This is a genomic window from Streptomyces pratensis (assembly GCF_016804005.1).
Lineage (GTDB): Bacteria > Actinomycetota > Actinomycetes > Streptomycetales > Streptomycetaceae > Streptomyces > Streptomyces pratensis_A.
This window is the reverse complement of the sequence record NZ_CP051486.1, coordinates 3,011,698-3,035,525: the sequence shown is the minus strand read 5'-3', so window position 1 is coordinate 3,035,525 and position 23,828 is coordinate 3,011,698. Positions and strand designations below refer to the sequence as shown.

22 protein-coding genes and 1 pseudogene are annotated in these 23,828 nt (G+C 72.5%); 7 read left to right on the top strand and 16 right to left on the bottom strand.

What is annotated here, in order from left to right:
• Positions 1-91: 91 nt before the first annotated feature.
• Positions 92-508, bottom strand: coding sequence for a hypothetical protein (locus HED23_RS12970; protein ID WP_203183566.1), 417 nt, complete (start codon positions 506-508; stop codon positions 92-94).
• A gap of 179 nt (positions 509-687) precedes the next feature.
• On the opposite strand from HED23_RS12970, the gene HED23_RS12965 reads away from it, so the two are divergent.
• Positions 688-1,464 (top strand): MBL fold metallo-hydrolase, encoded by a 777-nt coding sequence (locus HED23_RS12965; protein ID WP_203183565.1) that lies wholly within the window; start codon positions 688-690, stop codon positions 1,462-1,464.
• Complete coding sequence (locus tag HED23_RS12960) at positions 1,461-2,081, top strand: DedA family protein (protein ID WP_203183564.1); 621 nt, start codon at positions 1,461-1,463, stop codon at positions 2,079-2,081. The genes HED23_RS12965 and HED23_RS12960 overlap by 4 nt, the downstream gene beginning before the upstream one ends.
• 29 nt (positions 2,082-2,110) lie before the next feature.
• Here the strand turns inward: HED23_RS12960 and HED23_RS12955 are convergent, their stop codons facing one another.
• The 4 genes from HED23_RS12955 to HED23_RS12940 all read right to left on the bottom strand — a co-directional run bounded on the left by HED23_RS12955 (position 2,111) and on the right by HED23_RS12940 (position 6,125).
• The gene (locus tag HED23_RS12955) at positions 2,111-3,136 is read right to left on the bottom strand and encodes an MBL fold metallo-hydrolase (RefSeq protein WP_203183563.1); all 1,026 of its coding nucleotides are present in this window, start codon (positions 3,134-3,136) and stop codon (positions 2,111-2,113) included.
• A 13-nt stretch (positions 3,137-3,149) separates the two neighbouring features.
• Positions 3,150-4,388, bottom strand: a complete 1,239-nt coding sequence (locus tag HED23_RS12950; RefSeq protein WP_203183562.1) for an aminotransferase class I/II-fold pyridoxal phosphate-dependent enzyme — start codon at positions 4,386-4,388, stop codon at positions 3,150-3,152.
• A gap of 118 nt (positions 4,389-4,506) precedes the next feature.
• Positions 4,507-5,355: an SMP-30/gluconolactonase/LRE family protein gene (locus tag HED23_RS12945; RefSeq protein WP_203183561.1), complete on the bottom strand. Its 849-nt coding sequence runs from the start codon at positions 5,353-5,355 to the stop codon at positions 4,507-4,509.
• Entirely contained in the window at positions 5,352-6,125 is a 774-nt protein-coding gene (locus HED23_RS12940) for an IclR family transcriptional regulator (protein ID WP_203183560.1), read from the bottom strand. The genes HED23_RS12945 and HED23_RS12940 overlap by 4 nt, the downstream gene beginning before the upstream one ends.
• Positions 6,126-6,340: 215 nt before the next feature.
• Between HED23_RS12940 and HED23_RS12935 the strand changes: the two genes are divergently transcribed.
• The 3 genes from HED23_RS12935 (at position 6,341) to HED23_RS12925 (ending at position 9,159) form a co-directional block, all read left to right on the top strand.
• Positions 6,341-7,837 (top strand): bifunctional phosphatase PAP2/diacylglycerol kinase family protein, encoded by a 1,497-nt coding sequence (locus HED23_RS12935; protein WP_203183559.1) that lies wholly within the window; start codon positions 6,341-6,343, stop codon positions 7,835-7,837.
• Positions 7,838-7,935: 98 nt separating this feature from the next.
• Complete coding sequence (locus HED23_RS12930) at positions 7,936-8,745, top strand: methyltransferase domain-containing protein (protein ID WP_203183558.1); 810 nt, start codon at positions 7,936-7,938, stop codon at positions 8,743-8,745.
• 60 nt (positions 8,746-8,805) lie between these two features.
• Complete coding sequence (locus HED23_RS12925) at positions 8,806-9,159, top strand: VOC family protein (protein ID WP_203183557.1); 354 nt, start codon at positions 8,806-8,808, stop codon at positions 9,157-9,159.
• A gap of 6 nt (positions 9,160-9,165) precedes the next feature.
• Here the strand turns inward: HED23_RS12925 and HED23_RS12920 are convergent.
• Both HED23_RS12920 and HED23_RS12915 read right to left on the bottom strand, forming a co-directional pair.
• A pseudogene (locus tag HED23_RS12920) lies at positions 9,166-9,695 on the bottom strand (AAA family ATPase).
• A 130-nt stretch (positions 9,696-9,825) separates the two neighbouring features.
• The gene (locus HED23_RS12915; RefSeq protein ID WP_203183556.1) at positions 9,826-11,010 is read right to left on the bottom strand and encodes an alcohol dehydrogenase catalytic domain-containing protein; all 1,185 of its coding nucleotides are present in this window, start codon (positions 11,008-11,010) and stop codon (positions 9,826-9,828) included.
• Between the two features lie 303 nt (positions 11,011-11,313).
• On the opposite strand from HED23_RS12915, the gene HED23_RS12910 reads away from it, so the two are divergent.
• Positions 11,314-11,772 carry an SRPBCC family protein gene (locus HED23_RS12910; RefSeq protein ID WP_203183555.1) on the top strand — a complete coding sequence of 153 codons (459 nt, stop codon included), beginning with the start codon at positions 11,314-11,316 and terminating at the stop codon, positions 11,770-11,772.
• 98 nt (positions 11,773-11,870) lie between these two features.
• Here the strand turns inward: HED23_RS12910 and HED23_RS12905 are convergent, their stop codons facing one another.
• From HED23_RS12905 to HED23_RS12870, 8 genes are all read right to left on the bottom strand, one after another.
• Positions 11,871-12,959: a glutamate--cysteine ligase gene (locus HED23_RS12905; RefSeq protein ID WP_203183554.1), complete on the bottom strand. Its 1,089-nt coding sequence runs from the start codon at positions 12,957-12,959 to the stop codon at positions 11,871-11,873.
• Positions 12,960-13,070: 111 nt separating this feature from the next.
• Complete coding sequence (locus HED23_RS12900; protein ID WP_203183553.1) at positions 13,071-13,304, bottom strand: LapA family protein; 234 nt, start codon at positions 13,302-13,304, stop codon at positions 13,071-13,073.
• 114 nt (positions 13,305-13,418) lie between these two features.
• On the bottom strand, positions 13,419-15,155 hold the full coding sequence (locus tag HED23_RS12895) for a CocE/NonD family hydrolase (protein ID WP_203187459.1): 1,737 nt from the start codon (positions 15,153-15,155) through the stop codon (positions 13,419-13,421).
• Between the two features lie 216 nt (positions 15,156-15,371).
• Positions 15,372-16,316, bottom strand: coding sequence for a S66 peptidase family protein (locus HED23_RS12890; RefSeq protein WP_203183552.1), 945 nt, complete (start codon positions 16,314-16,316; stop codon positions 15,372-15,374).
• Positions 16,313-18,313, bottom strand: coding sequence for a prolyl oligopeptidase family serine peptidase (locus HED23_RS12885; protein WP_203183551.1), 2,001 nt, complete (start codon positions 18,311-18,313; stop codon positions 16,313-16,315). Before HED23_RS12885 ends, HED23_RS12890 begins: the two co-directional genes overlap by 4 nt.
• 54 nt (positions 18,314-18,367) lie before the next feature.
• Positions 18,368-19,711, bottom strand: a complete 1,344-nt coding sequence (locus HED23_RS12880) for a M20/M25/M40 family metallo-hydrolase (RefSeq protein ID WP_203183550.1) — start codon at positions 19,709-19,711, stop codon at positions 18,368-18,370.
• On the bottom strand, positions 19,704-20,537 hold the full coding sequence (locus HED23_RS12875; RefSeq protein WP_203183549.1) for a M55 family metallopeptidase: 834 nt from the start codon (positions 20,535-20,537) through the stop codon (positions 19,704-19,706). Before HED23_RS12875 ends, HED23_RS12880 begins: the two co-directional genes overlap by 8 nt.
• Before the next feature lie 198 nt (positions 20,538-20,735).
• Positions 20,736-21,737, bottom strand: a complete 1,002-nt coding sequence (locus HED23_RS12870) for an aldo/keto reductase (RefSeq protein WP_203183548.1) — start codon at positions 21,735-21,737, stop codon at positions 20,736-20,738.
• A 127-nt stretch (positions 21,738-21,864) separates the two neighbouring features.
• Here HED23_RS12870 and HED23_RS12865 point away from each other — a divergent pair, with 127 nt between their 5' ends.
• Complete coding sequence (locus HED23_RS12865; protein WP_203183547.1) at positions 21,865-22,758, top strand: LysR family transcriptional regulator; 894 nt, start codon at positions 21,865-21,867, stop codon at positions 22,756-22,758.
• Positions 22,759-22,774: 16 nt separating this feature from the next.
• Here HED23_RS12865 and HED23_RS12860 read toward each other — a convergent pair whose 3' ends face one another.
• Positions 22,775-23,779 (bottom strand): chitinase, encoded by a 1,005-nt coding sequence (locus HED23_RS12860; RefSeq protein ID WP_203183546.1) that lies wholly within the window; start codon positions 23,777-23,779, stop codon positions 22,775-22,777.
• Between the last annotated feature and the right edge of the window lie 49 nt (positions 23,780-23,828).

Genomic DNA, 23,828 nt, shown 5'->3' with positions numbered 1-23,828 from the left:
TCACGTCCGGGCCCGGTGCACGTCATGGGCCCGCGGCAAGCCTGACACAGCCCCTCCGGGCCCGTTCGAGGCCCCGCGCCCTCTCCGGGCATCAGCAGCCGTCGTATCCTGCGGTCGGCATGGAGAGCCTGCGGTGGACGCTGGCCTTGGTGCGCGCGGTGTACACGGGCTCCTCCAGACCGGCGAATTCCAGCCGTACGCCGCGGCGCTCGCACTCCGCCGCGAAGTCCGGCACGGAGACGAGCGCACGCGCGAGCACCCGGTCGTTGGGGGCCACGAACAGCTCGGCCTGCCCGTCCTCGACGCCCGCCCACAGGGCGCGGTGATCGGGGCGCAGCCCGTAGACGCGGAGCTGGCTGGTGACGACGTAACCCTGGTCGGCGGCCCAGCGGGCGCACATGGCGTGCTGGCTGCGGGTGTCGACGAGGAACGGGTCGCCGTCGAGCTCTTCCAGTGGTGTGAGACTGGCGATGGCCGCCACCCGTACGTCTGCGACGACGTCGCCCATGAACGGATCCCCCCGGACTCGGATACTGACCACGACCCTACCTCTGCGGTAGCCCTCCGTAGCCGTCCGTGACCGTGCCGGAACCGGCGTGAAGGCGCACCCCGGCGTGGGAAGGGGGCGGAACGCCTACCCTCGTACGCGTACGGTGATGACGGGGGCGCGGACGAGGAGGCAGGCCGGTGGAGGTCACCTGGTGGGGTCACGCCACCTGCACGATCGAGGACACCGGGGTCCGGTTGCTGACCGACCCGCTGTTCGCGCGACGCTTCGCGCATCTGCGCCGCCGCCGGGGTGACGTGCCGCCGCCGGAGGCCGCGGTCGCCGACGCCGTCCTGATCTCCCACCTGCACTCCGACCATCTGCATCTCCCCTCCCTCGCCCGCCTCGCCCCCGGCAGCCTGCTGATCGTGCCCCGGGGCGCCGTCGGGGCCGTCCCGGGGCTCCGGTTGCTGCGCCGGGCGCGCGGGCTGCGGATCGCCGAGGTGGGCCCCGGGGACGTGGTGCGGGTCGGTGAGGTCCTGGTCCGCGCGGTTCCGGCCCTGCACGACGGCCGCCGGCTCCCGGTCGGGCCGCACCGGACGCCGGCCCTCGGGTACGTCGTCGAGGGTGAGGCCCGCACCTATTTCGCCGGGGACACCGGGCTGTTCGACGACATGGCCGACGCGGTGGGGCCGGTGGAGGTTGCGCTGCTGCCGGTCGGGGGCTGGGGGCCCAATCTGGGCCACCATCACCTGGACGCGGCCCGCGCGGCGCAGGTCCTGACCATACTGAAGCCGCAATCCGCGGTGCCGGTGCACTACGGCACGTACTGGCCGATCGGGATGGACGGCATCCGGCCGCACGAGTTCCATGCGCCGGGCGACGAGTTCGTGCGGCAGGCGGCGCGGGTGGCACCGGAAGTGGCGGTGCACCGGCTGGGGCACGGCGAGCATGTGAGGCCGGAGGCCCGTAGGTGATTGATGAAGTGCTGCGGCAGCTGCCGACGGAGTCGACGCAGCAGGCCGTCGGCTACCCGTCGTTGTTCCTGCTGGTGGCGTTGGGGTCGCTGGTGCCGGTGATCCCGACGGGGGCGCTGGTGAGTACGGCGGCCGTCGTGACGCTGCACCAGACGTCACCGTTCGCCCTGCTCGTGGTGTTCGCAGTGGCGTCGGGTGCGGCGTTCCTCGGGGACATATGCCTGTTCTGGCTGGGGCAGCGTGGGGTCCGCTCGGAGCACGGTTCGAAGTGGCTGGAGGCGATCACCAGCAGGGCCGCTCCGGAGCGGCTCGCGCAGGCGCAGCGGAAGCTGGACGACCACGACACGATGGTGCTGGTGCTGTCCCGGCTGGTGCCGGCCGGGCGGATACCCGTGATGCTGGCGTGTCTGCTGGGCCGGATGCCGCTGCGGCAGTTCGCCCGAGGCGATGTCCCGGCGTGTCTGGCCTGGGCGGCGACGTACCAGCTGATCGGGATCCTGGGCGGTTCGCTGTTTCCCGAACCGTGGGAGGGCGTGCTCGCCGCGGTCGTGCTGACGCTGCTGATCAGTGGGACGCCGGCGCTCTGGCGGCGGCTGCGGGCCCGCATGGCCGGCTGAGAAGCCGGTGGCGCGCCGGCCGGACACGCTCAGGCTTCCAGGAGGCGTGAGCCGCCGACGGGCAGGTCCCAGAGGTCGGCGCGAGGGAATCCCGCTTGCTGCCAGGCCGTGCGGAGCCGGGTCAGTGGTTCGAGCACCGGTTCGGCGGACAGCAGGAACGTCGCCCAGTGCATGGGGGCCATCGCGCGGGCTCCGAGGTCCGTGTACGCCTGCACGGCCTCTTCGGGGTCGGTGTGCACGTCGGAGAGCCACCACCGCGGTTCGTACGCCCCGATCGGGAGCATGGCCAGGTCGAGTCCGGGATAGCGGCGGCCGATCTCCTTGAACCAGTGGCCGTACCCGGTGTCCCCGGCGAAGTACATCCGGTGGCCCGCCTCGTCACCGATCACCCAGCCGCCCCACAGGGACCGGCAGGTGTCGAGGAGGGTGCGCTTGGACCAGTGGTGGGAGGGCACGAAGTCGAACCGGACACCACCGATCTCCACCGATTCCCACCAGTCGAGCTCGGTGACGCAGGTGAACCGCCGGCGCCGGCACCACCGGCCGAGGCCGGCGGGGACGAGGAGCGGGGTGTCCCTCGGGAGCCTGCGGAGCGTGGGGGCGTCGAGGTGGTCGTAGTGGTTGTGACTGATCAGGACCGCGTCGACGGCCGGCAGTTCCTCCCAGCGGACGCCGACCGGGGTGATCCTGGCCGGGGTGCCCAGGATGCGCCGTGACCAGACCGGGTCGGTCAGGACGGTGAGCCCGCCGATGCGGACGACCCAGCTGGCGTGTCCGGCCCAGGTGACGGCCGTCGTGTCCTGGCCGGCGGCGGGCAGCGGCTCGGGGGCGTACGGCAGCCTGTGGATGCCCCGGAGTCCCTCGGTGTTGGGCCGCATGGCGCGTTCCCTGGCCAGACGAGTCATGCCCCTGACACCCGGGAGCGGCGCGGTGAGCCGGTCGGCGAAGCTGCGGGGCCAGGTGCGGAGCTCGCCCAGGCGGCGCGGAGCTGCGACGGGACGGCCTGTGGGCGCGCGGCCGGGTCCGGCGAACGGACGCTCGGTCTGTTCCGTCATCGAGAGGCTCCTGTCATCGGAGTTCATCGAGGGCTGCTGCGAAAATGCTCAGTGCTCGGGCGACATGGGGCAATTTCAAGGGCTCCACCGCAGTGAGGGACTCCATCTGCTGCTCCGGGGTTGCGCCGAGCAGCGGACCGGTGCTCAGTCGCACCCTCAGCGCTCCCAGTTCGTCCCCGAACCGGTGACCGCCGGGGGCCGGGGTGCCGAGACGTTTCGTCAGGTAGTCCTCCAGCTCCATCGAGTCCGTGACCCCCCGGGCCGCGAGGCGGGTGCGCAGTGGTCCCAGATCGGCGTAGAGATGGCGGCCGGCCTGCGGCGGTCTGGCGAGGGCGCCGACGGTGAGCACCGCGCGGTGTGCGGCGGGGGCGATGTGGGCCTGGAGGTGTGCCGCCTGCCGGACCCTGGTCCGCACGGCCTCGGGTTCGCCCAGCGCGTGGGCGGCGGCTCCCGCCACGGGTTCCGCGACGACGGCGCCGAGCGCGGTGAGGATGTCCAGGACCCGGGCACGGCGCGTGGCGGCGCGGGCGGTGGCCGGGAAGCGTGCCACGGCGACCGGCCAGGCGGACGGCGTGAGGGCCCCGGCCAGGTCCGACAGGACCGTCACGTCGTCGGGGCACATCTCCGCGGGGCTGAGCAGGACGGTGTCGTGGGGCCGGTGCAGGGTGTCGCGCCAGGTCTCGTCACTGACGATGTGGAGCCCCTCGGAGACCGCGGCCTCGCACGCCTCGCGGACCAGCTCCGGTGGTGCGAGCGTCGCGGTCGGGTCGTCGGCCACGGAGATCAGGAGCAGCCGGGGCCTGCCGCCCTCGGCGCGCACCCTGCGCACCGTCTCCAGCAGGGCGTACGGGTCGGGGATGCCGCCGCACTCGGCGGGCGTCGGCACGTGGTAGGCGGGCCGGCCCAGCAGCCGCGCCTGCGGCATCCAGGCGGCGGGGCAGGGCCGGGGCATGAGCACGTCGCCGCCGTGCGCGGCGATCAGGGCGAGCAGCAGCGGCTGGGCTCCCGGGGCCGCGGCGATGTCCTCGGGCCCGCCGTGCAGGCCCCGCCGCTCCCAGTAGGCGCGGGCCGCCTCCCGCAGGATCGTTCCGCCACCGGGTGGCTCGGGACGGGGCCGCGCGGCGGAAGCGGCCAGCACGCCGGCGAGTTCCGGCAGCACGGGGAGACCGGGGTCCGGGGCGGGCGGCCCGTACCGGACGGGGCCGTGGTCCTCCCCGAGGGGGCGGGGCGGCTCGCGCTCGCTCCAGTGCATCCCGGGGCCTCCCTCCGCCTGCGTGACCCTCAGGCCCCTTTATACGGAGGTTCCCCGGGGTCCGCCCGCGCGCCGGTTCCGGAAGGAGGCGGAAATACGCTCTTCGGACCGTGGACGCTCAGCCGGCGAACGGTGTACCCGGCAGCCCCTGCCCCGCGTCCGGCAGCACCAGCAGGGAACCCGACAGCGGGTGCGGTGCGTCCAGGCCCGTCCGGGCGGTGGACACGTACAGGTCGCGCAGGCCGGGACCGCCGAAAGCGCAGGCCGTGGGCCGCAGGACCGGAAGGGCCACGACCCGGTCCAGCCGGCCGTCGGGGGTGTAGCGCCGGATCGCCGCGCCGTCCCAGAGGGCGACCCACACGCAGCCCTCGGCGTCGACCGTCAGCCCGTCGGGCCACCCGGAGCCCTGCTCGACGGTGGCGAAGGGGCGCCGGCCCAGGACGCGCTCCCCCTCCACGTCGAAGACGTCGATGCGCCGTGTGGGGGTGTCGGTGTAGTACATGAGCCGGCCGTCCGGGCTCCATCCGGTGCCGTTGCTGACCGTCACCGTGTCCAGGACGCGGCTCACCGTGCCGTCCGGTGCGATCCGCGAGAGGGAGCCGCCGCCCTCGGCCTCGTCGTAGCGCATGGTGCCCGCCCAGAGCGCGCCGTCCGGCGCCACGGCGGCGTCGTTGCCCCTCCGCCCCGGGACGGGATCGTGGACCAGCCACGAGAAGGCACCGTCGGCGTCGTACAGCCCCGCCCCGTCCCGCAGGACGACCACGAGGCCGCCTCCCGCCCGCGGCTTCGCCGCGCCGACGTGCTGACCGGTGGCCATGACCGTACGGCGGCCCGTCGACGGGTCGTAGGTGTGGACGCGGGAGGAGAGGATGTCGACCCAGATCAGCCGCCCAGCCGCCTGGTCCCAGGTGGGCCCCTCACCCAGCTCGGCCTGCTCGCGCACGGCCACCTCCGGGGACGGCCTCATATCTGGGGCCGGTGGTGTCCGAGCCGGCCGGACAGCGCGTCGGCCCCGCCTGCCGCGAGCTGCGCGAGTTCCGCCTCGCGCTCCTCGCTCCAGCGGATCATCGGCACGGAGATGGAGAGCGCGGCGACGACACGTCCGGATCTGTCCCTGACGGGCGCCGCCACACAGCTCACGTCCGGGTTCGACTCCCGGTGCTCCACCGCTATGCCCCGCTTGCGGACGACGGCGAGGGCGGCCCGCAGTTCCGTGGCGTCGGTGAGGCTGTTGTCGGTCATGGCGATGAGTTCGCGCCCGTCGAGGCGGGCGTCGAGCTCGGCCTCCGGGAGCGCGGCGAGCAGCAGCTTGCCCACGGAGGTGCAGTGCGCGGGCAGCTTGCGGCCGGCCGCGGAGACCATGCGGACGGCGTGCGTGGAGTCCACCTTGGCGATGTAGATGACCTCGGTGTCCTCCAGGATCGCGACGTGGACGGTCTCGCCGCAGGTCTCGGCGACCTCACGGGCCACCTGCTGTCCCTCGGCGGCGAGGTCGAGCTGCTCGGCGTAGCGGCTGCCGAGCTGGTACGTGCGCACGCCGAGCCGGTAGCGGCCCGGCTGTTCCGGGACCGTGACCAGGTAGGACCGCGCGGCGAGCGTGGTGAGCAGCTCGTGGACGGTGGTCCGCGGCAGTTGGAGCCTGCGGGTGACCTCGGGGGCGGAAAGGGTCCCCTCTCCCTGGAGGAAGAGTTCGAGAACATCCAGCGCCCTGGTCACCGCAGGGACGAGTCGCCCCATGATCGTCCGCCAATCTCGTTCGGCACTCCGGTCAATGACCGGAATCACGAACGCAGGCTAGCGGCAGGAATCTTGTCCGGGCAACGTCCTCGGCCCGGCGGAACGGGCAGGACGAGGGCGATTCCCCTCATTCCGGCTGATTCGACCGGGAAACCTCGGAGCTCCCCGTGCGCGCCTCCTGGTTCACCGCCCGGTCGCAGGGTATTCGCTGTCCCATGTCGACAACGAGCAGTCCGCCCTCCCCAGGCCACTGGCGTGCCCGGTTCCACCAGCGGGATCTCGCCGCGTTCCAGCGCGTGGCCCAGAGACACTGGCCCGGCGCCGATGCCGTCCTGCCCCGGCTGAGCCGCAGCGCCAACCACGGGCTGCTGTGGTTCGGGGCCGCCGCGGGCATTGCGGTGCTGGGATCCAGCGCGCGGTCCCGCAGGGCCGCCCTGCGCGGCGTGGCCTCGCTGGCCGTCGCCTCCGCCGCGATCAACACCGTGGGCAAGCAGGCGGTCCGCAGGGAGCGCCCGATACTGGACATAGTTCCGGTGATGAGGCAGCTGAAGCGCCAGCCGTTCACCACGTCCTTCCCGTCGGGGCACGCGGCGTCCGCGGCGGCCTTCGCCACCGGCGTGGCCCTGGAGTCGAAGGGCTGGGGCGCGATCGTCGCCCCGGTGGCGGCGGCCGTCGCCGCCTCCCGCGTCTACACCGGAGTCCACTACCCGAGCGATGTACTGGCCGGTGCCGCACTGGGCATAGGGGCGGCGTTCGCACTGCGGGGCGTGGTACCGACCCGTGGACAGCTTCCCGCACCCGGCAGACCTCCCGCACAGGCTCCGGCACTGCCCGCCGGGCAGGACCTGGTCGTGGTCGTCAACCGGGAGTCCGGCTCCGCGACCAACGCGGCGGCCGTGATCCGTGACGTGCTGCCGCTCGCCGAGACGGTGGAGTGCGCGCCCTCCGACCTGCCGGGCTGCCTGGAGAAGGCGGCGCGCCAGGGCAAGGCCCTGGGCGTCTGCGGGGGCGACGGGACCGTCAACATGGCTGCGGCGGTCGCGGCGACCCACGGTGTGCCGCTCGCCGTGTTCCCCGGCGGGACCCTCAACCACTTCGCGTACGACCTCGGCATCGAGACCGTGCACGACACCGTGACGGCGCTCACCTCGGGCGACGCCGTCCGGGTCGACCTGGGCCGCTTCCGCCCAGGACCGCAGGGTCCGGGCGGGGCGCACGGCTACTTCCTCAACGCCTTCAGCCTGGGCGTGTATCCGGAGCTCGTACGGACCCGGGAGCACTGGGCGCCCAGGATCGGCGGCTGGCCGGCGGGGGTGCTCGCGGCCTTCGAGGCACTGCGCGGCTCGCGCCCACTCACCGCCGAACTCCAGGGGGAGCAGCGTCCGTTGTGGCTGCTCTTCGTGGGCAACGGCCTGTTCCGGCGGGTGGGGCCCGCCCCCGGCCGCCGCCACAACCTGGCGGACGGCCTGCTGGACGTGCGCGTGGTGCACGGCGGACGCACCCCCGGCCTCCGGCTGCTCGCGGCGGCGGTCGCCGGCCCGCTGTCCCGGTCACCCGTGCACGCGGCCGTACGGCGCCGCAAGGTGCGGCTCGCCGGGCTCACGCCGGGCACTCCGTACGCCTACGACGGCGAAGTCGCGCACTCCGGAACGGACTTGATGATCGACAAGCTTCCTGAGGCGCTGACGGTGTACTGCCCGATGCCCGTGTAGCTATACTCACATCGTGAGACGCCCATCTCAGAATCCGACATCGCGGCGTACCGTGACTCCATCGCCTGCGACTGAGGTCCGAGAGAGGACGTACGGCCATGCCGAAGGAAACAGCCGTCTACACACACGGTCACCACGAATCCGTACTGCGCTCGCACAAATGGCGGACGGCCGAGAACTCGGCGGCCTACCTGATCGCCGAACTCCGCCCGGGCCAGGCGGTTCTGGACGTGGGATGCGGACCGGGCACCATCACCGCGGACATCGCCGCACTGGTGGCGCCCGGCCGCGTGACCGCGGTGGACGCGAACCGCGACGTGCTGGACAGCGCGGCGGAGGCCGCCGCCGGACGAGGCGTGGACAACGTGGAGTTCACCACCGCGGACGTCCACTCCCTGGACTTCCCCGACGACTCCTTCGACGTGGTCCACGCCCATCAGGTCCTCCAGCACGTGGGTGATCCGGTGCAGGCGCTGCGCGAGATGCGGCGCGTCTGCCGCCCCGGCGGCGTCGTCGCGGCCCGTGACAGCGACTACGCGGCCATGACCTGGTATCCGGAGGTGCCGGGAATGCGGGAGTGGCAGGAGCTGTACGACCGTGTGGCCCGCACGAACGGCGGCGAGCCCGACGCCGGCCGCCGCCTGCTGTCCTGGGCCCGCCAGGCAGGCTTCACCGACATCACCCCGACGGCCGCGGCCTGGTGCTTCGCCACCCCGGAGAACCGCGCCTGGTGGAGCGGCCTGTGGGCCGATCGCACGACCGCGTCGGTGTACGCGGAGCTGGCCGTGGGCGGCGGTCACGCGAGTGCCGCACAGCTGACCACTATCGCCGACGCGTGGCGCACATGGGGCGAGGAGCCCGACGCGTGGTTCATGGTGCCGCACGGCGAGGTGCTCTGCCGGGCGTGACCCGGTGGCGGGGCAAGGAACGGATCACATCCGGCCGGGTCGGCAACTACCCTCGTGGGCATGGAGATCCTGGGAACCACGCTGCGTATCTGCGTCGACGACCTGGAGGCCTCGGTGGCCTTCTACGAGGGCCTGACCGGCACTCCGGCACTGCGCTTCGAGCGCGGCGGGGTCTCGGTGGCCGCGATCGGCTGCTTCCTGCTGATGAGTGGCCCCGAGGCGGAGCTGGAGGTGCTGCGCAAGGTGTCGGCGACGATCGCGGTCAAGGACGTCGACGAGGCACACGCGGCGCTGACGCGGGTGGGCGCGAAGGTCGTCGCGGGCCCTGTGCCCACCCCGGCCGGCCGTAATCTGATCGCCCTGCACCCGGACGGTTCGGTCTTCGAGTACGTCGACCGGAACGTGCCCGCCTGACGGCGTTCAGCCGAGCATCGCCATGACGCGGTCGGCGAGTTCAGGCGTGGGCAGCTCCCCGTCGAGCAGAACGGCCCCGCCCCTGAGCTCGCCGGCGGCTGCGACGCACCGGGCACCTGGGCCTTGCACCAGGCTCGGGCGCTCTCGTCCCGTTCGGAGTCGTCGGGGCGGAGGACCCGTGCGTCGAGCCGGGCCTCCAGCTCGCTCGCGGTCACGGCCAGGAAGAAGTGACGGGCCGTCACTCCGGCGGCCTCCAGAGCCCCGAAGATCTCCTCCGCGTACCGTGGGTCGACCAGTGTCATCGGGACCAGGACGGGGCGGCCGTACTCCCGCACGAGGCCGATCGCCATGCCCGCGACCTGGCTTCGCCACAGGGGCAGGTCCTGGAAGTCGCCGGTCGGCACCTCCACGACGCCCCGCAGGACGAATCCGGTCTGCTCGGGGTCGTAGACCAGGGAATCCGGCATCCGCCGGCGCAGCTCCGCGACGAGCGTCGTCCTGCCGCTGCCGACGGCGCCGTTCACCCAGATGATCACCGGTCCGGCCCGTCCGGTCCGGTGAGGGCGTCGACGACCAGGCCGGTGAGCAGCGCGCCGACCGCGGCTCACGGGCACACTCGGCTTCCGGCCGCGCACCGGCCCCACCGCCCGGCCGGATACGGGGGTGTCACGGCATGAGCAGCGTCTTCACCATGCCGTCCGCCTTCTTCTGGAAGGTCTCGTACGCCTTCGGCCCGTCGGCGAGCGGCAGGTGGTGGGTGGCGAAGCCGTCCACGCCGAGCGGATCCTCGTCGACGAGGAGCGGCAGGATGGCCGGCACCCAGTTCCTGACGTTGGCCTGCCCCATCCGCAGCTGTATCTGCTTGTCGAACATCCTGAGCAGCGGCAGCGGGTCCACTGCACCGCCGTAGACGCCGGAGACTGACACGGTGCCGCCCCGGCGTACCAGGTCGATGGCGGTGAGCAGGGCGCTGAGGCGGTCGACGCCCGCGCGCTCCATGAGTACGCGCGCCGCGGGGTCCGGCAGCATGCCCACCGCCCATTGCCCCGCCCTGGCCACGGGCGCCCCGTGCGCCTCCATGCCGACCGCGTCGACGACCGCGTCGGTTCCGCGCCCGTCGGTGAGGTCGCGCACCGCGTCCGGCAGGTTCTTGCCGTACTCCCGCAGGTCCAGGGTCCGGACACCCCGCGCGGCGGCCCGCTGAAGACGGTCGGAGACCAGGTCCACACCGATGACCAGCCCGGCACCGCGATGCAGGGCGATCCGGGCGGCCATGTCCCCGATCGGGCCGAGCCCCAGGACCGTCAGGCTGCCGCCGGGGGGCACGTCCGCGTACTCGACCGCCTGCCAGGCAGTCGGAAGGACGTCGGACAGGAAGACGAACCGGTCGTCCGGCGGGCCCTCCGGGACCTTGACCGGCAGGGTGTTCCCGAAGGGGACGCGCAGCAGCTCGGCCTGTCCGCCGGGTACCTGCCCGTAGAGCTTGGTGTAGCCGAACAGCGCGGCTCCGCTGCCGTACTCCCGGACCTGGGTGGTCTCGCACTGCGACTGGAGTCCCTGATCGCACATGAAGCAGTCGCCGCACGAGACGTTGAACGGGACCACCACACGGTCACCGGGGCTGAGGGCGGTCACCTCCGGACCGGTCTCCTCCACGATGCCCATGGGTTCGTGTCCCAGGATGTCGCCGGGTTCGAGGTAAGGGCCGAGCACCTCGTACAGATGCAGGTCCGACCCGCAGATACCGCTCGATGTGACCCGGACGATGATGTCCGTCGGATCGTGGACGACGGGGTCCGGGACCGTCTCCACACGGACGTCCCGCCGTCCTTGCCAGGTCAGTGCACGCATGCGCCCTCTCCTCGTCAGTCCGGATGGGCATGTCGACATGTCCTCTTTTCGTTCTACCCCGCGTCGGGTCGCACGGTGGACGTGACGTGCGACGGAAAACGGGCCGCCGGGAGCGCCGGAACACGCTGACCCGCCTGCGGGCGGCCGTGGGTCGTTAGGGGTCGGGCCGTTGGGCCGTTCGGGTGAAGACTCCGAAGTCCCCCGGTCTCGCTCCGACGTGCGGCCGCGACCGTGCCGCGCATAGCATGGCTGTAGATCCCGCCACCGTTCCCACCCGCCAGATGTCCGTGCGTGGAGGCGTTCATGGCCATTCGCCACCAGCTGATCCACCATCCGCCCTCGGCCCTGTGGGCTGTCCTGGAGCAACCGGACGAGTACGGGAAATGGGTCGTGGGGACGCAGGAGTCCCACCCCCTGAAAGGGCGGTGGCCGGATGTCGGCTCCTCCATCGGGTACACCCTGCGTCTCGGCCCGAAGGAGTACCAGGGCCACACCGTCGTACGGCGACTGGAACGGCCGCGAGTCCTCGAACTGGAGGCCTACAGCGGGCTCCTGGGGACCGCGCGCATCGCTTTCGACATCCGCCCCTGGGGCGACGAGACGCTTGTGCTGCTCTCCGAGCACCCTCTGCGGGGGCTCGGGGGCACTCTCCACAACGTGGCCCTCGACGCGGTGCTCCAGATCAGGCACCGCGCCATGCTGGGACGGCTGGCCAGGGAGGTCGACGCACAGGCCGACGGGCACCGGCACCGCGGCGGGTGACCGCCGCGACCGGCGCCCTCGCGACCTCGGCGCCTCGGGGCGCCGGGGTCGCGGACCGTCGGGGTCGCGAGCCGTCGGGCCCCGGGCCGTCACCACGGTCAGCCGCGCGTCCTGGCCGCGCACTCGGTGACGACGGTCCGGAGGCTGTCCGAGCCCGCGAGCAGGTCCCGCTGGGCCCGTGCGCCGCTCCCCCGCCTCAGCACCGCCCGCAGCGCCCCGTCCGCCGACGCCAGGTCCCCGCTGTCCTCCAGGGCGTCGCCCACGTGGCCGAGAAGGGCGTGGGCGACGTCCGCGGCCGGCTCGGGGCGCATGGTGAGGGGGTGGAGCAGCCGGCCCTCCACACCCGAGCGCGCGGCCTGCCAGGCGGCCATGCGCAGCACACTCACCGGCACCGGGTCCGGCGGGTCACCGGCCCGCCAGGCGCGCGCCGACGTCTCCACGAGGCCGCGCGCGAGCGTGGCCAGCAGCACCGTGTCCGCCGGGTCCAGGCACACGTCCGCCACCCTGAACTCCACCGTGGGGTAGCGGTGCGAGAGCCGCGCGTCGAAGTAGATCATCCCCTTGTCGCGCAGGACCCCCGTGCCGACCAGCGCCCGTACCTGCTCGTGGTAGCGGTCCGCCGAGCCGAACAGGTCCACCGGACCTGCCGACGGCCAGCGGCCCCACACCCTGCTCCGGTAGCTGTCGTACGAGGTGTCCCGGCCCTGCCAGAAGGGGGAGTTCGCGCTCAGCGCCAGCAGGACGGGGAGCCATGGCCGCACCCGGTCCAGTACGGCGACGCCCTCCTCGTCCGATTCCACCGACACGTGCACGTGACAGCCGCAGGTCAGCTGCTCCTGCGCGGTCAGACCGAACCGTTCAGCCAGCCACCGGTACCGCTCGTCCTCCCCGATGGAGGGGCTGACCGGCAGCGGGGAGGTCGCCAGGGCCGCCACCGCGGCACCCGCCTCGGCGGCGCTGTGCGACGCCTCCGCCCGCCAGCGACGGATCTCCTCCGCCAGGTCCCCCATCGCGCCGCACGGCTCGGTGGCGAACTCCATCTGCTGGTCGTGCAGTTCGGACTCGAACACGGAGTCACCCCCGGCACGGCGTTCGGCCAGGGCCAGCACCGCCGTCGACAGTGCACGAGGGTCGCCGCTCTCCGCGTCCACGAGCAGGAGCTCCTCCTCGACACCGACAGTTCGCACGTTCGTTTCCCTCCGTCGTCCGGTGCGCCCGTGGCGCGTGATGAGACGCGCGTACCCCCGGCGACACCGTTCAGGCTGCCGCACCACGGCCCGGCGACGGGCGGCCCCGCCCTATCGAGCGGCCCGCCTGCGGAACAGATAGGCCCCGCAGAGCGCGCCTGCCACGAAGACCCCCAGCAGCGCGGCCCAGAGAGGCATGGTGACCTTGGGGATGATCACCCGGATGGTGACCTCGGCGGTGTTCACACAGATGAAGACGATCGTCAGTACCGCCAGGAGAGTGACGGCGATACGGGCGGGGCTGAACGCGCCCGCGCTCCCGCTGGATACGTCCTTGGGGCTCATGAGCGGCCCTTTCGCTGGTCCTGGGGTCCGGGGCCGGGAACGGCGGTCCCCGGCCCTCAGGATGACTCCGTCCCGGCTCCGGGGAGCGGTGGAGCAGGGCCGTACGGGTGACGGTCAGCCGACCACGGGGAGTTCCAGGACGCCGGTGTCCTGCGGAGCGCTGACCACGGTGACCGGTTTGACGCCCCGGTTGCCGAAGTACGCCGTGTCGCTCGCGGCGATCACGAACCGCAGCCGGTGCCCCGTCCCGTACCGGTGCACGACGCCGGGCAGCTCGACGGTGAAGGGGCGGGTGACGTCGGGGACGCGCACCGGGGCGACCAGGCGGTTCACCAGCTCCTGCGTCCCGTCGGGCGCCACGTCGTAGACCTTGGCGAACAGCACGAGCTTGTCCGCGGCGTCGCCGCTGTTCTGCACCCGTTCCGTCTTCGGGGAGACGACCTTCAGCGTGGCCCTCGGCGCGCCGACGACGTCGACCGGCGCGGCCAGCGGGGCGCTGGTCCAGCCGAGGTAGGTGCCCTTGGTGTCGTACGGCGCCGGGTCGGTCAGCCCGATCAGTCCGGCCAGGGAACTCTCGGAATGGCTGCTCGGCAGGAGCCAGTTGGTGTACCGGCGGCTCCCGCGGGTGACATCGGAGCGGCTGTCCACCAGTGCGCCGTCGCCGGAGAGGTACATCGAGCGGGACAGGCCGGGCACCGCGTCCGCGGTGCCGTATCCGCTCGCCCAGTCGCGGTAGTAGGCGAACTCGGGCCCCATGGCGGCGCCTTCGTCGTGAAGGAGGTAGCGGTCGAACCAGGCGAGGATGCGCTGCCCGACGTAGCTGGTCTCCAGATTGCCCGTGCCGAGGTCGAGTTCACCGGGCACCGAGCCACCGCTGTGGCCCCAGGCCTGCCAGATCATCTTCGTCGGCGTGCCCTGGGCCTCGAGCGCCCGGTAGGTGGCGGTGGCCTCGTTGAGGTTGAACAGGCTGTCTGCCTGGCCCTGGACGAGCAGCGTGGGCGCGGTGACACCGGACAGGTAGGAGGCTGGCGACACGCTCCGCGCGTACGTCAGCATCTCCTTCGTCGCGGCGGCCGGATAGCGGCCGGAGTTCAGGAGGCGGATGGTGTCGCACGCCTGCGCGGCGAAGTGCAGGCAGCCGAGGCCGCCGAAGCGCGACGGGTCCAGGCTCGGGACCAGCAGGGGCTGGGCCTCGCCCATCAGGTAGAAGCCGTTGGTCCACTGCCACTTGAAGACGCCGGGCGTCTCGGAGGAGACACCCCGTGCCGCTCCGGCGGCGTTGGGCGCGAGCGAGTAGGCCAGGTCGTTCCACGTGATCAGCGGGACGAGCGCGTCGACACGGCGGTCGGCGGAGGCGGTCGCCAGCTGGACGGCCCCGCCGTACGAACCGCCGATCATGCCGACCACCGGGTCCCCGGGCGCGTCCGAGGTGACGAAGTCGGCCTTGGTGCCGTCGTCCGCGGCGCGCGTACCGGCCAGGAAGTCGACGAGCCCGGAGGCCGCCTCACCGTCGATCGCGGGATCGTCGAGTGTGATGAGGCAGCCCGACTCACCGAAACCCAGGCCCGAGTAGACGAGACCCACGTAGCCGCGCTCGGCGAAGGCCTTGCCGATGACGTCGGTGGAGCCGTCGGACTTGCTGCCCCCGAAGCCGTTGGTGGCGAGGACGGCCGGGGCCGGGTGCTGCGCGTCGACACCGGCAGGGCGGTAGAGGTCGGCGTCCACGGTGCAGGACCGGTCACCCGCCTCCACGGTGAACTCCAGCGGAGTGACGGTGTACCCGTCGGCCGCGGACGCCGGAGGGGCACCGGTCAGCGCGAGCGGGGCGAGAAGCGCCGCCCCGGCGAGCATGGTGAGTGGACGGCGGGATCTGGGCACAGCACGCGACACATGGACCTCCACACCGAGGGCACATTACCGACCGGTAAGTACCGGGCCCGGCCCATGCTGTGACACAGGTCATACCGATGTCAACGTACGGGAGCCGAGCATTCCGAGGCAATCCGCCCCACGCCGGCCCTCCCGGCGCCCGGTCCGGCGCCCGGTCCGGCGCCCGCAGTCCCGGACTCAGACCAGCGCGGGCACCTGCACGGTGAGCGTGCACCGGCCCCCGTCCGACGGCGCGTCAAGCACCGCGGGAACGCCGAGCGGCACGGTGAGCGCCGAGGGGCCGTGCCCGAACCCCAGCTCCTCGACCACCGGTATCCCCAGGCCGCCAAGCCGGTCGGCGAGCACGGCCCTCACCCCTTCGTACGGCCCGCAGGCCTCCCACGAGCCGCACACCACGCCGGCCGTCCCGTCGAGGGCGCCGATGCGCAGCAGCCGGGTGAGGATTCCGTCCAGTCGGTACGGCTCCTCCCCCGTGTCCTCCAGCACCAGCAGGCCGCCCCGGGCGGAGGTACGGGCGCGCGAGGTTCCGGCGTCGGCGGCGAGCAGACTGGCACAACCTCCGAAGGTGATCCCTCGGGCCGTACCCGGGACCAAAGCGGCGGCCGCGTCCAGACCCAGGGTCTGCACCGATTCCGGTTCGAACAAGGTCGAGCGCAGGGCCTGTTGAGTCGCCGCGTCCTTCAGGAAGACTTCGGTGGCCACCATCGGACCGTGCAGGGTCGAGAACCCGGCGCGCAGGGCGAACGCTTCGTGCAGCACGGTGATGTCGCTGTAGCCGACAAACACCTTGGGCCCGGCCGCCCGCATCGCGGGCCAGTCCAGGAGGTCGACCATGCGATGCGCGCCGTAACCTCCCCTCGCGCACAGCACGGCGTCCACGGACGGGTCGCACCAGGCCTCCTGGAGGTCCCGGGCACGGTTCTCGTCCGTACCGGCGAGGTGGTCGAGCTCCGGATGCGTGTCCAGCGCGTGGGGCGCGACGACGGGGTCGAGGCCCCAGCCGCGCAGCAACTCGAGGCCGCGCTCCAACCGTTCGACGGGCACGGGGCCGCTGGGTGCGACGACCGCGACCCTGGCCCCGGGCCGCAGCCGGGCCGGGCGGACGAGGGGCTCCAGGGTCACTTCTCCAGCTCCAGCCGGGGTACGTCGGGGCGCTCGATGCCGAACGTCTGCGCGTAGAGGGAGAGTTCGGCCTCCAGTGCACGCCGCACGGTGCCGGCGCGGCGGAAACCGTGGCCCTCGCCCTCGAAGGTGAGGTAGGCGTGAGGGATCCCGCGCCCCTCGGTCGCGGCGAGGAACCGCTCGCACTGGACGGGCGGGCAGATCGGGTCGTCCAGCCCCTGGAGCAGCAGGAACGGTGCGGTGAGTCCTCGGGTGTGGTTGACGGGCGAGCGCTCCCGGTAGCGCTCGGGCACCTCGGCGTACGGACCCACGAGCGATTCCAGGTACTGCGATTCGAAGTCGTGCGTCTCACCGGTCGCCCAGCCCTCCAGGTCGAGGATCGGGTAACTGATCGCGCCGCAGGCGTACACGTCGGTCTGCGTGAGGGAGGCTGCGGCGGTCCAGCCCCCGGCGCTTCCGCCCCTGATCGCCAGCCGGGCACGGTCGGCCGACCCCTCCTCGGCCAGACCGAGTGCGACGGCCGCGCAGTCCTCCACGTCGACGACACCCCACTGTTCGCGGAGCCGTTCGCGGTAGGCGCGGCCGTAGCCGGTCGAGCCTCCGTAGTCGACCTCGGCGACGCCGATGCCCCGGGAGGTGAAGTAGGCGATCTCCAGGTCCAGCACGAGCGGGGAACGGCCGGTCGGGCCGCCGTGCGCCCAGATGACGTAGGGCGGCAGCTCGCCGTCGGGCCCCGTGCGCTCGGGGTGGCGCGGCGGGTACACGTGGGCGTGGATCTCACGGCCGGCAGGCCCGGTGAAGGTGCGGATCACGGGCTCGGGGTGGTAGGCGGGATCGACGGCGTCCTTGTGGGGCGCGCCGATGGTCCGGGTGTGCCCCGTGGCCGTGTCCAGCTCCACCACCTCGTACGACGTGTGAGGGCTCGCCGCGATTCCGATGACCCTGGTGTCCTGCACGGCGAGCGTCTCGGCCCACGCGGTCCAGGGGCCCACGGCGTCGACGAGTTCGCCGGTCTCCGGGTCGAGCACACCGAGCGCGGTGGTGCCCCGGCCGTGGATGACGGCGATCAGCCCGTTGTCCAGGAGCTGGAACCAGCGCAGCCCGATCTTCCACAGCGGCCCGCCGAACTCCTCGCTCCGCACGGAGCAGAGGCGGCTGCTGGGTACGACGGCGTCGGCGACGGCGTCGGGCCTGATCCGCTGGAGCTCCCACCAGCCCCCGACGTCGGACACGAAGAGCAGAGAGCCGTCCCGGTCCCACTCCACCTGGACGACGGACTCGTCGATGTCGCCGACCAGTGGCCGGACCCCGGTGAAGGTGCCGTCGGCGGTGATGTCGGCCATCTTCACGACGGTGCCGTCCCACGGCATCTGCGGGTGGTCCCAGGCGATCCAGGCGGCCCGGCGGCCGTCGTGCGACAGCCGGGGACCGGTGACGAACCGGTTCCGGTCGTCCGTGAGTTCACGTACGGCGCCGCGATCGCCGGCGGCCGAACCGTCGAGCGGCACGGCGGCGATCACCCTCCGGACGTCGGTGGCCGACTCACCGGTGAACTCCTCGAGCACGCACCACACCTCGGCGCGGTCGAGGTGCAACTGCGGTTCCACCCAACGCAGTCCGCCGCCGACGTCCGACACGGGGGTGAGCGGCCACGGTTCACCGGGCGCGTCCGGCGCGTAGGCGTAGAGCCGCTGGTCGGGGAAGTGGACGAAGACGACCAGGGGCCCGCCCTCGCCGCGTGCGGCGCCTGCCCACGGCACGCCGCCGTACTCGATGACGCGGCTGCGGGGGTTCCACGGTTCGGGGAGCACGGACCGGGTGCTGCCGTCGGCCCGGCGGCGTACGAGGGCGCGGCGGCCCCCCTCGGCCGGACGTGGCTCCGTCCACCACACCTCGTCGCCGACGGTTCCGACGAACTCCGGCCGGCCGTCGTGCGAGGCGGTCAGCTCCGCGTCGATCGGTGACGGCCACGTGCCGTACGCCGCTGTGGACACCATGGTCGGTTCCCCCCTCTTCGGTCGGACAGTGCGGTTCATCCGGTGTGCGGGTGGTCAGGCCGTGCGCAGGAAGTGGTCCAGGACCCTGACGCCGAAGTGCAGGGCGTCGACCGGGACCCGCTCGTCGACACCGTGGAACAGCGCCTGGTAGTCGAAGCCGACGGGCAGCTTCAGCGGGGAGAAGCCGTAGCCGGTGATGCCGAGTCGGGAGAACTGCTTGGCGTCCGTCCCACCCGACATGCAGTAGGGGACGACGTGCGAGTCCGGGTCGAACAGCTCGATGGCCGCACGCATCTTCGCGTACGTCGGTGAGTCGACGGGGGCTTCGAGGGCGACCTCGCGGTGGTCGAACTCCCAGTCGACGCCAGGGCCGGTCAGCCGGTCCAGGGTCTCGCGGAACTCGTCCTCGCCGCCGGGCACCATGCGGCCGTCGATGCGGGCGGTGGCGTGGCCGGGGATCACGTTGACCTTGTAACCGGCGTCCAGCATCGTCGGGTTGCTGCTGTTGCGGACGGTCGGCTCGACCAGGGCGGCGGCCGGGCCGAGCTTGCCGAGGAGCTCGTCCACGTCGAATCCGGGGGCGTCGAGGTCGACGCGGATGTGGTGCAGCGCGGCGATCTCCGTGAGCGCGGCCCGCACTGTCGGGGTCAGCCGTACCGGCCATTCGTACGAGCCGATCCGGGCGACGGCGGCGGCGAGCCTGCTGACGGCGTTGGCCTTGTTGACCTTGGAGCCGTGGCCGGCCTTGCCCTCGGCGGTCAGCTTCAGCCAGCCCGTCCCGCGTTCGCCCGCGGCGACCGGGTAGAGCGCCATGCCGGGCCCGGCGTGGAAGGTGAAGGCCCCGGACTCGCTGATGCCCTCCGTACAGCCCTCGAAGAGCTCGGGGTGCCGGTCGGCGAGAAAACCGGCGCCGTCCCGCGCGCTGGCCTCCTCGTCGGCCGTGTAGGCGATGACGATGTCGCGGCGCGGGCGCACACCCGCGCGCGCCCAGGCCCGGACGACGGCCAGGACCATCGCGTCCATGTTCTTCATGTCGATGGCGCCGCGTCCCCACACGACGCCGTCGCGCACCTCCCCGGAGAAGGGGTGCACGGTCCAGTCGGCCGCCACGGCGGGCACCACGTCGAGATGGCCGTGCACGAGGAGGGCGTCGGCTGACGGGTCGGTGCCCTCGATCCGGGCGACCACGTTCGTCCGGCCCGGCGTGCGCTCCAGGAGGGCGGGCTCCAGGCCCGCGCCGGCCAGCCGCTCGGCGACGTACTCTGCGGCCGGGCGTTCCCGGCAGGTGCCGTCGCCGCGGTTGGTCGTGTCGATCCGGATCAGCTCGGAGGTGAACGTCACCGATTCGTCGAGTGCCCGCTCGTCGGCCGGCCCGCCGGGCATGCTCTCCTCAGCCATATTGTTCCTCCACGGCGGCCGACACGATCGTCGTCACCGCCTTGAACGTGCGAATGCCTTCGTACATCGTCCCGCTGGTATAGGCGACGCGCCGCTCGCCGCTCGGCGCCACGCCCGGAACCACGGTCGCCGCGGCCGCCAGGTGCTCGGCGTCGAACTCCAGCTCCACCGTGTACGAGCCGCTCGTCACGGGTTCGTGGCGTACGGCGAGCTCGGTCGCCCCGGCGGCGGCCGCCCTGATGTCGGCGGCCGTACGGGTGGGGGTGCGGCACACGGCCGCGTAACGCGAGACGTAGTCCTTCACCGCGACCGTGCGCGCCCCTGGGGCGTAGCCGCGGGCGTCCTCGCAGGTCAGGTCGTCGCCGGTGACCAGGATGACCGGGACTCCGTACTCCGCGGCGACATGGGCGTTCAGCAGGCCCTCGCTGGCACGGACCCCGTTCAGCCAGACCCCGGTGATGGAGTTGGCGAGGTAGGTGTGGGCGAGCACGCCCTCCGTGCCGGCGCCCGTGTGGTAGCCGACGAACGCCACGGCGTCGACGTCGCCGTGCTGGATGCCCTCCACCATGGAGAGGGACTTGTGCTTGCCGGTGAGCATCTGGACGCGCTCGTCGAGCCGCTCCAGGAGCAGATTGCGCATGCTCCAGTGGGCCTCGTTGACGAGCACCTCGTCGGCGCCCCCGTCGTAGAAGCCGAGTGCGGCGGCGTTCACGTCGGAGGTGAAGAACGAACGGCACCTCTCCCACTGCGGGGTACCGGGCAGCACATCGGCCGGCCAGGTCACTCCGGTGGCGCCCTCCATGTCGGCGCTGACCAGGATCTTCACGTGCGCGGTCCTGTCGTCGGTCGGTCGCTCCCCCGCCCGTCCCCGGGAAGAGGATCTTCGTGCCGCATCACGGTACGCGCCGGGACAGCACCGGGCCAGAGCCCTCGTGATCTGTCACTGGTCCAGTCCGGTGAAACCGTCCGCCGCCCGGGTGCCGGGCGGCGGACGGCTGAGGGATCACGGGACCGCCTCGGAGGATCAGACGCGGCCGGTGCCCTTGACGAGCTCCTCGATCCGGGCGAGCTCGTCCTCGCCGAACTCCAGGCCGCGGACCGCCTCGACGCTGTTCTCCAGCTGGGCGACGCTGCTCGCGCCGACGACGGCGGAGGTGACCCGGCCTCCGCGCAGCACCCAGGCGAGCGCCATCTGGGCGAGGGACTGTCCGCGCTCCCGCGCCAGGTCGTTCAGCGCGCCCAGCCGGCCGACGAGGTCCGGGGTGACGGCCTCCGCCGAGAGGAACGGGCTGGTCCCCGCCGCGCGCGACCCCTCCGGGATGCCGTTCAGATAGCGGTCGGAGAGGATGCCCTGCTCCAGCGGGGAGTACGCGATGGAACCGGTGCCGAGCTCGTCCAGGGCGTCCAGCAGTCCGTCCTCGACCCAGCGGTCGAGCATGGAGTAGCGCGGCTGGTGGATGAGGAGGGGGGTGCCCAGCTCGTTCAGGATGCGGGCGGCCTCGCGGGTCTGCTCGGCCGAGTAGTTGGAGACGCCGACGTAGAGAGCCTTGCCCTGCCGCACCGCGGCGTCGAGGGCGCCCATCGTCTCCTCGAGCGGGGTGTCCGGGTCGAAGCGGTGGGAGTAGAAGATGTCGACGTAGTCGAGGCCGAGACGGTTCAGGCTCTGGTCCAGCGAGGAGCGGAGGTTCTTGCGGGAGCCCCACTCCCCGTACGGACCCTCCCACATGTGGTAGCCCGCCTTGGTGGAGATGACGATCTCGTCGCGGAGTCCGGCGAAGTCCGTCTTCAGGGCCCGGCCCATGGCGGTCTCGGCGGAACCGGGCGGCGGGCCGTAGTTGTTGGCGAGGTCGAAGTGGGTGATGCCGAGGTCGAAGGCCCTGCGCAGGATCTCGCCCTGGCTCTCGGGGGTCCGGTCGCCTCCGAAGTTGTGCCAGAGCCCGAGCGAGAGAGCGGGGAGCAGCAGGCCGCTGCGCCCGGTGCGCCGGTAGGGCATGGCGGCGTAGCGGTCGGCGGACGGAAGGTACATACGAGCACTCCACGGGGCACGGCGTAGGGGCGCGCCAGGTCTGGTGCGCGCCCCCAAGACTGACGGAGAACGATCCAGCGGTCCAACAGGAGATTCCGCTGGGATTCATCGTCTAAATTGCTCAATCATGGAATTGCGTCAGCTGGAGCACTTCGTCGCGGTCGCCGAGGAGCAGCACTTCACCCGCGCGGCCGAACGTCTGGCCGTGTCCCAGTCCGGGCTGTCCGCGTCCGTCCGGGCGCTGGAGCACGAGCTGAGGACCCCGCTGTTCAGCCGGACGACGCGGACGGTGCGGCTCACCGAGGCGGGGGCGGCCTTGCTGGTGGAGGCGGAGCGGACGCTGGCGGGAGCGCGGGCGGCACGGGACGCCGTCGACGCGGTGCGGGGGCTGCTGCGGGGCACGCTGACGCTGGGGGTGGAGCAGTGTGTGGCCGGGGTCAGCACGGCGCGGCTGCTCGCGGCCTTCCACCGTGAGCACCCGCACATGGAGATCAGGCTGCGGCAGGAGGGCACGTCCAGCCTGCTGGAAGGAGTGGCCGGCGGCCGGCTGGACCTCGCGTTCGCCGCGACCGTCAGCCCGCCGGAGTGGCGTGGCGAGCTCGTGCCGCTGGCACGCGAGCCCATGGTCGTCCTGTGCGCTCCCGGCCACCGGTTCGCCGAGGAGGGCTCCCGGGTGGCGTGGAGCGAGCTGCACGGCGAGTCGTTCATCGACTTCCACCCTGACTGGGGGCCCCGGCGCGCGGCGGACGAGGCGTTCGCCGCGGCAGGGGTCCGCCGCACGGTGGCGCTGGAGGTCAGCGACGTGCACAGCCTGCTGGAGCTGGTGCACGAGGGTCTCGGTGTCGCGGTGGTGCCGCACCACTTCTCCCGTAAGCCGGAAGCGGGGGGCCTGGTCGCGGTGGACCTCGCCGGTGCGGAGCGGCCGGTCTACGAGAGCGTCGTGGTGCTTCCGCCGGCCCGGGCCATGAGCCCTGGGGCCAAGGCCCTGATGAGGCTGGTCAGGGAGGCCCCGCTGCGCTGAGCTGTCCCGGCGCCTCTCAGCCGCTCAGCGCTTCGGCGAACGCGCCCGCTTCCTGCTCGACTCCGCTGCAGGTGTCCGAGGCGGTCGTCGTGTCCACTTCCGAGGAGCACTCCTGGTCGCGGAAGGCCGCCCACAGGGAGAGCGCGCCGACCCCGTGGCTCGTGGCGAAGGAACGAAGGGACGCCGCGTCGTCGAGGGTGAACGTCTCCCCCTCCACGTCGTTGACCCCGATCATCACCGTGATGTGCAGCGCCTCCCACGCCGCGTCCTGCGACAGGCCGAGGACTTCCACGAGCCGGCCGTGTGCGCCTTCCGCGGCCTCCTCCGCGTAGTCGCCCATGTCGCCGCTGTGGGAGGTGCTGTAGTTCATCGCCATGATGTTCACCGCCGAGATCTCGACACCCTGGTCCACCGCGTCCTGAAGGACGGCGGTCCCCGTGTCCTCCAGTCCGTCGGGCATGACGGGCAGGGTGTACGTGACGTCGAGGTCGCGGTTCTCCTGGAGCAGGGCCAGCGCCTCGTTGCGGCGGGTGACCGAGGCGGTGTCGCCCAGCGCGTCGCCCTCGATGTCGAAGTCCGCCTTCGTGGCGCCGACGGCGTCGAGTACTTCCGCGTAGGCGTCGGCCAGTTCCTCCGCGCTGTCGCAGGCCAGCGCCGCCTCGGTGCCCGCCGCGCCGCCGAAGGAGACCCGGATGTCCGCCCCGGTCCCGGTGAGCTCGTCGACGCGGGCCGCGACCACCTCACTGGTGGCTGCCGTCGTGCCGCCCCACAGGGGGGTGCAGCCGGATGTGCCCGAGGTGACGAAGGCCAGGTTGTACGTGTCGGGGGACCCCGCGCCATCGGTGTCGGCAGCGGTCGTCGCGCTGACGTACGGCGTGTAGTCGGTCCGCGCGGCCGCCGGCGGGGGCGGCGCGGACCCCTTCGCCTGATCGGCGACGCCGCCCGTCGAGCAGGCGGAGCACGCGAGGCCGAGCGCTACCAGCCCGGCAAGGGCTGAGGAAATCCGTGTGCGCCTTTGCATGACGTATGTGCACCTGCTCTCGGAGAGTCGCCCGGAACGGCAGCCGGTG

Coding starts and splice junctions, on each gene's coding strand:
- HED23_RS12970 (WP_203183566.1), bottom strand. CDS start 508: ATGGGCGACGTCGTCGCAGACGTACGGGTGGCGGCCATCGCCAGTCTC.
- HED23_RS12955 (WP_203183563.1), bottom strand. CDS start 3,136: ATGACGGAACAGACCGAGCGTCCGTTCGCCGGACCCGGCCGCGCGCCC.
- HED23_RS12950 (WP_203183562.1), bottom strand. CDS start 4,388: ATGCACTGGAGCGAGCGCGAGCCGCCCCGCCCCCTCGGGGAGGACCAC.
- HED23_RS12945 (WP_203183561.1), bottom strand. CDS start 5,355: ATGAGGCCGTCCCCGGAGGTGGCCGTGCGCGAGCAGGCCGAGCTGGGT.
- HED23_RS12940 (WP_203183560.1), bottom strand. CDS start 6,125: ATGGGGCGACTCGTCCCTGCGGTGACCAGGGCGCTGGATGTTCTCGAA.
- HED23_RS12935 (WP_203183559.1), top strand. CDS start 6,341: ATGTCGACAACGAGCAGTCCGCCCTCCCCAGGCCACTGGCGTGCCCGG.
- HED23_RS12930 (WP_203183558.1), top strand. CDS start 7,936: ATGCCGAAGGAAACAGCCGTCTACACACACGGTCACCACGAATCCGTA.
- HED23_RS12925 (WP_203183557.1), top strand. CDS start 8,806: ATGGAGATCCTGGGAACCACGCTGCGTATCTGCGTCGACGACCTGGAG.
- HED23_RS12915 (WP_203183556.1), bottom strand. CDS start 11,010: ATGCGTGCACTGACCTGGCAAGGACGGCGGGACGTCCGTGTGGAGACG.
- HED23_RS12910 (WP_203183555.1), top strand. CDS start 11,314: ATGGCCATTCGCCACCAGCTGATCCACCATCCGCCCTCGGCCCTGTGG.
- HED23_RS12900 (WP_203183553.1), bottom strand. CDS start 13,304: ATGAGCCCCAAGGACGTATCCAGCGGGAGCGCGGGCGCGTTCAGCCCC.
- HED23_RS12895 (WP_203187459.1), bottom strand. CDS start 15,155: ATGCTCGCCGGGGCGGCGCTTCTCGCCCCGCTCGCGCTGACCGGTGCC.
- HED23_RS12885 (WP_203183551.1), bottom strand. CDS start 18,313: ATGGTGTCCACAGCGGCGTACGGCACGTGGCCGTCACCGATCGACGCG.
- HED23_RS12880 (WP_203183550.1), bottom strand. CDS start 19,711: ATGGCTGAGGAGAGCATGCCCGGCGGGCCGGCCGACGAGCGGGCACTC.
- HED23_RS12870 (WP_203183548.1), bottom strand. CDS start 21,737: ATGTACCTTCCGTCCGCCGACCGCTACGCCGCCATGCCCTACCGGCGC.
- HED23_RS12865 (WP_203183547.1), top strand. CDS start 21,865: ATGGAATTGCGTCAGCTGGAGCACTTCGTCGCGGTCGCCGAGGAGCAG.
- HED23_RS12860 (WP_203183546.1), bottom strand. CDS start 23,779: ATGCAAAGGCGCACACGGATTTCCTCAGCCCTTGCCGGGCTGGTAGCG.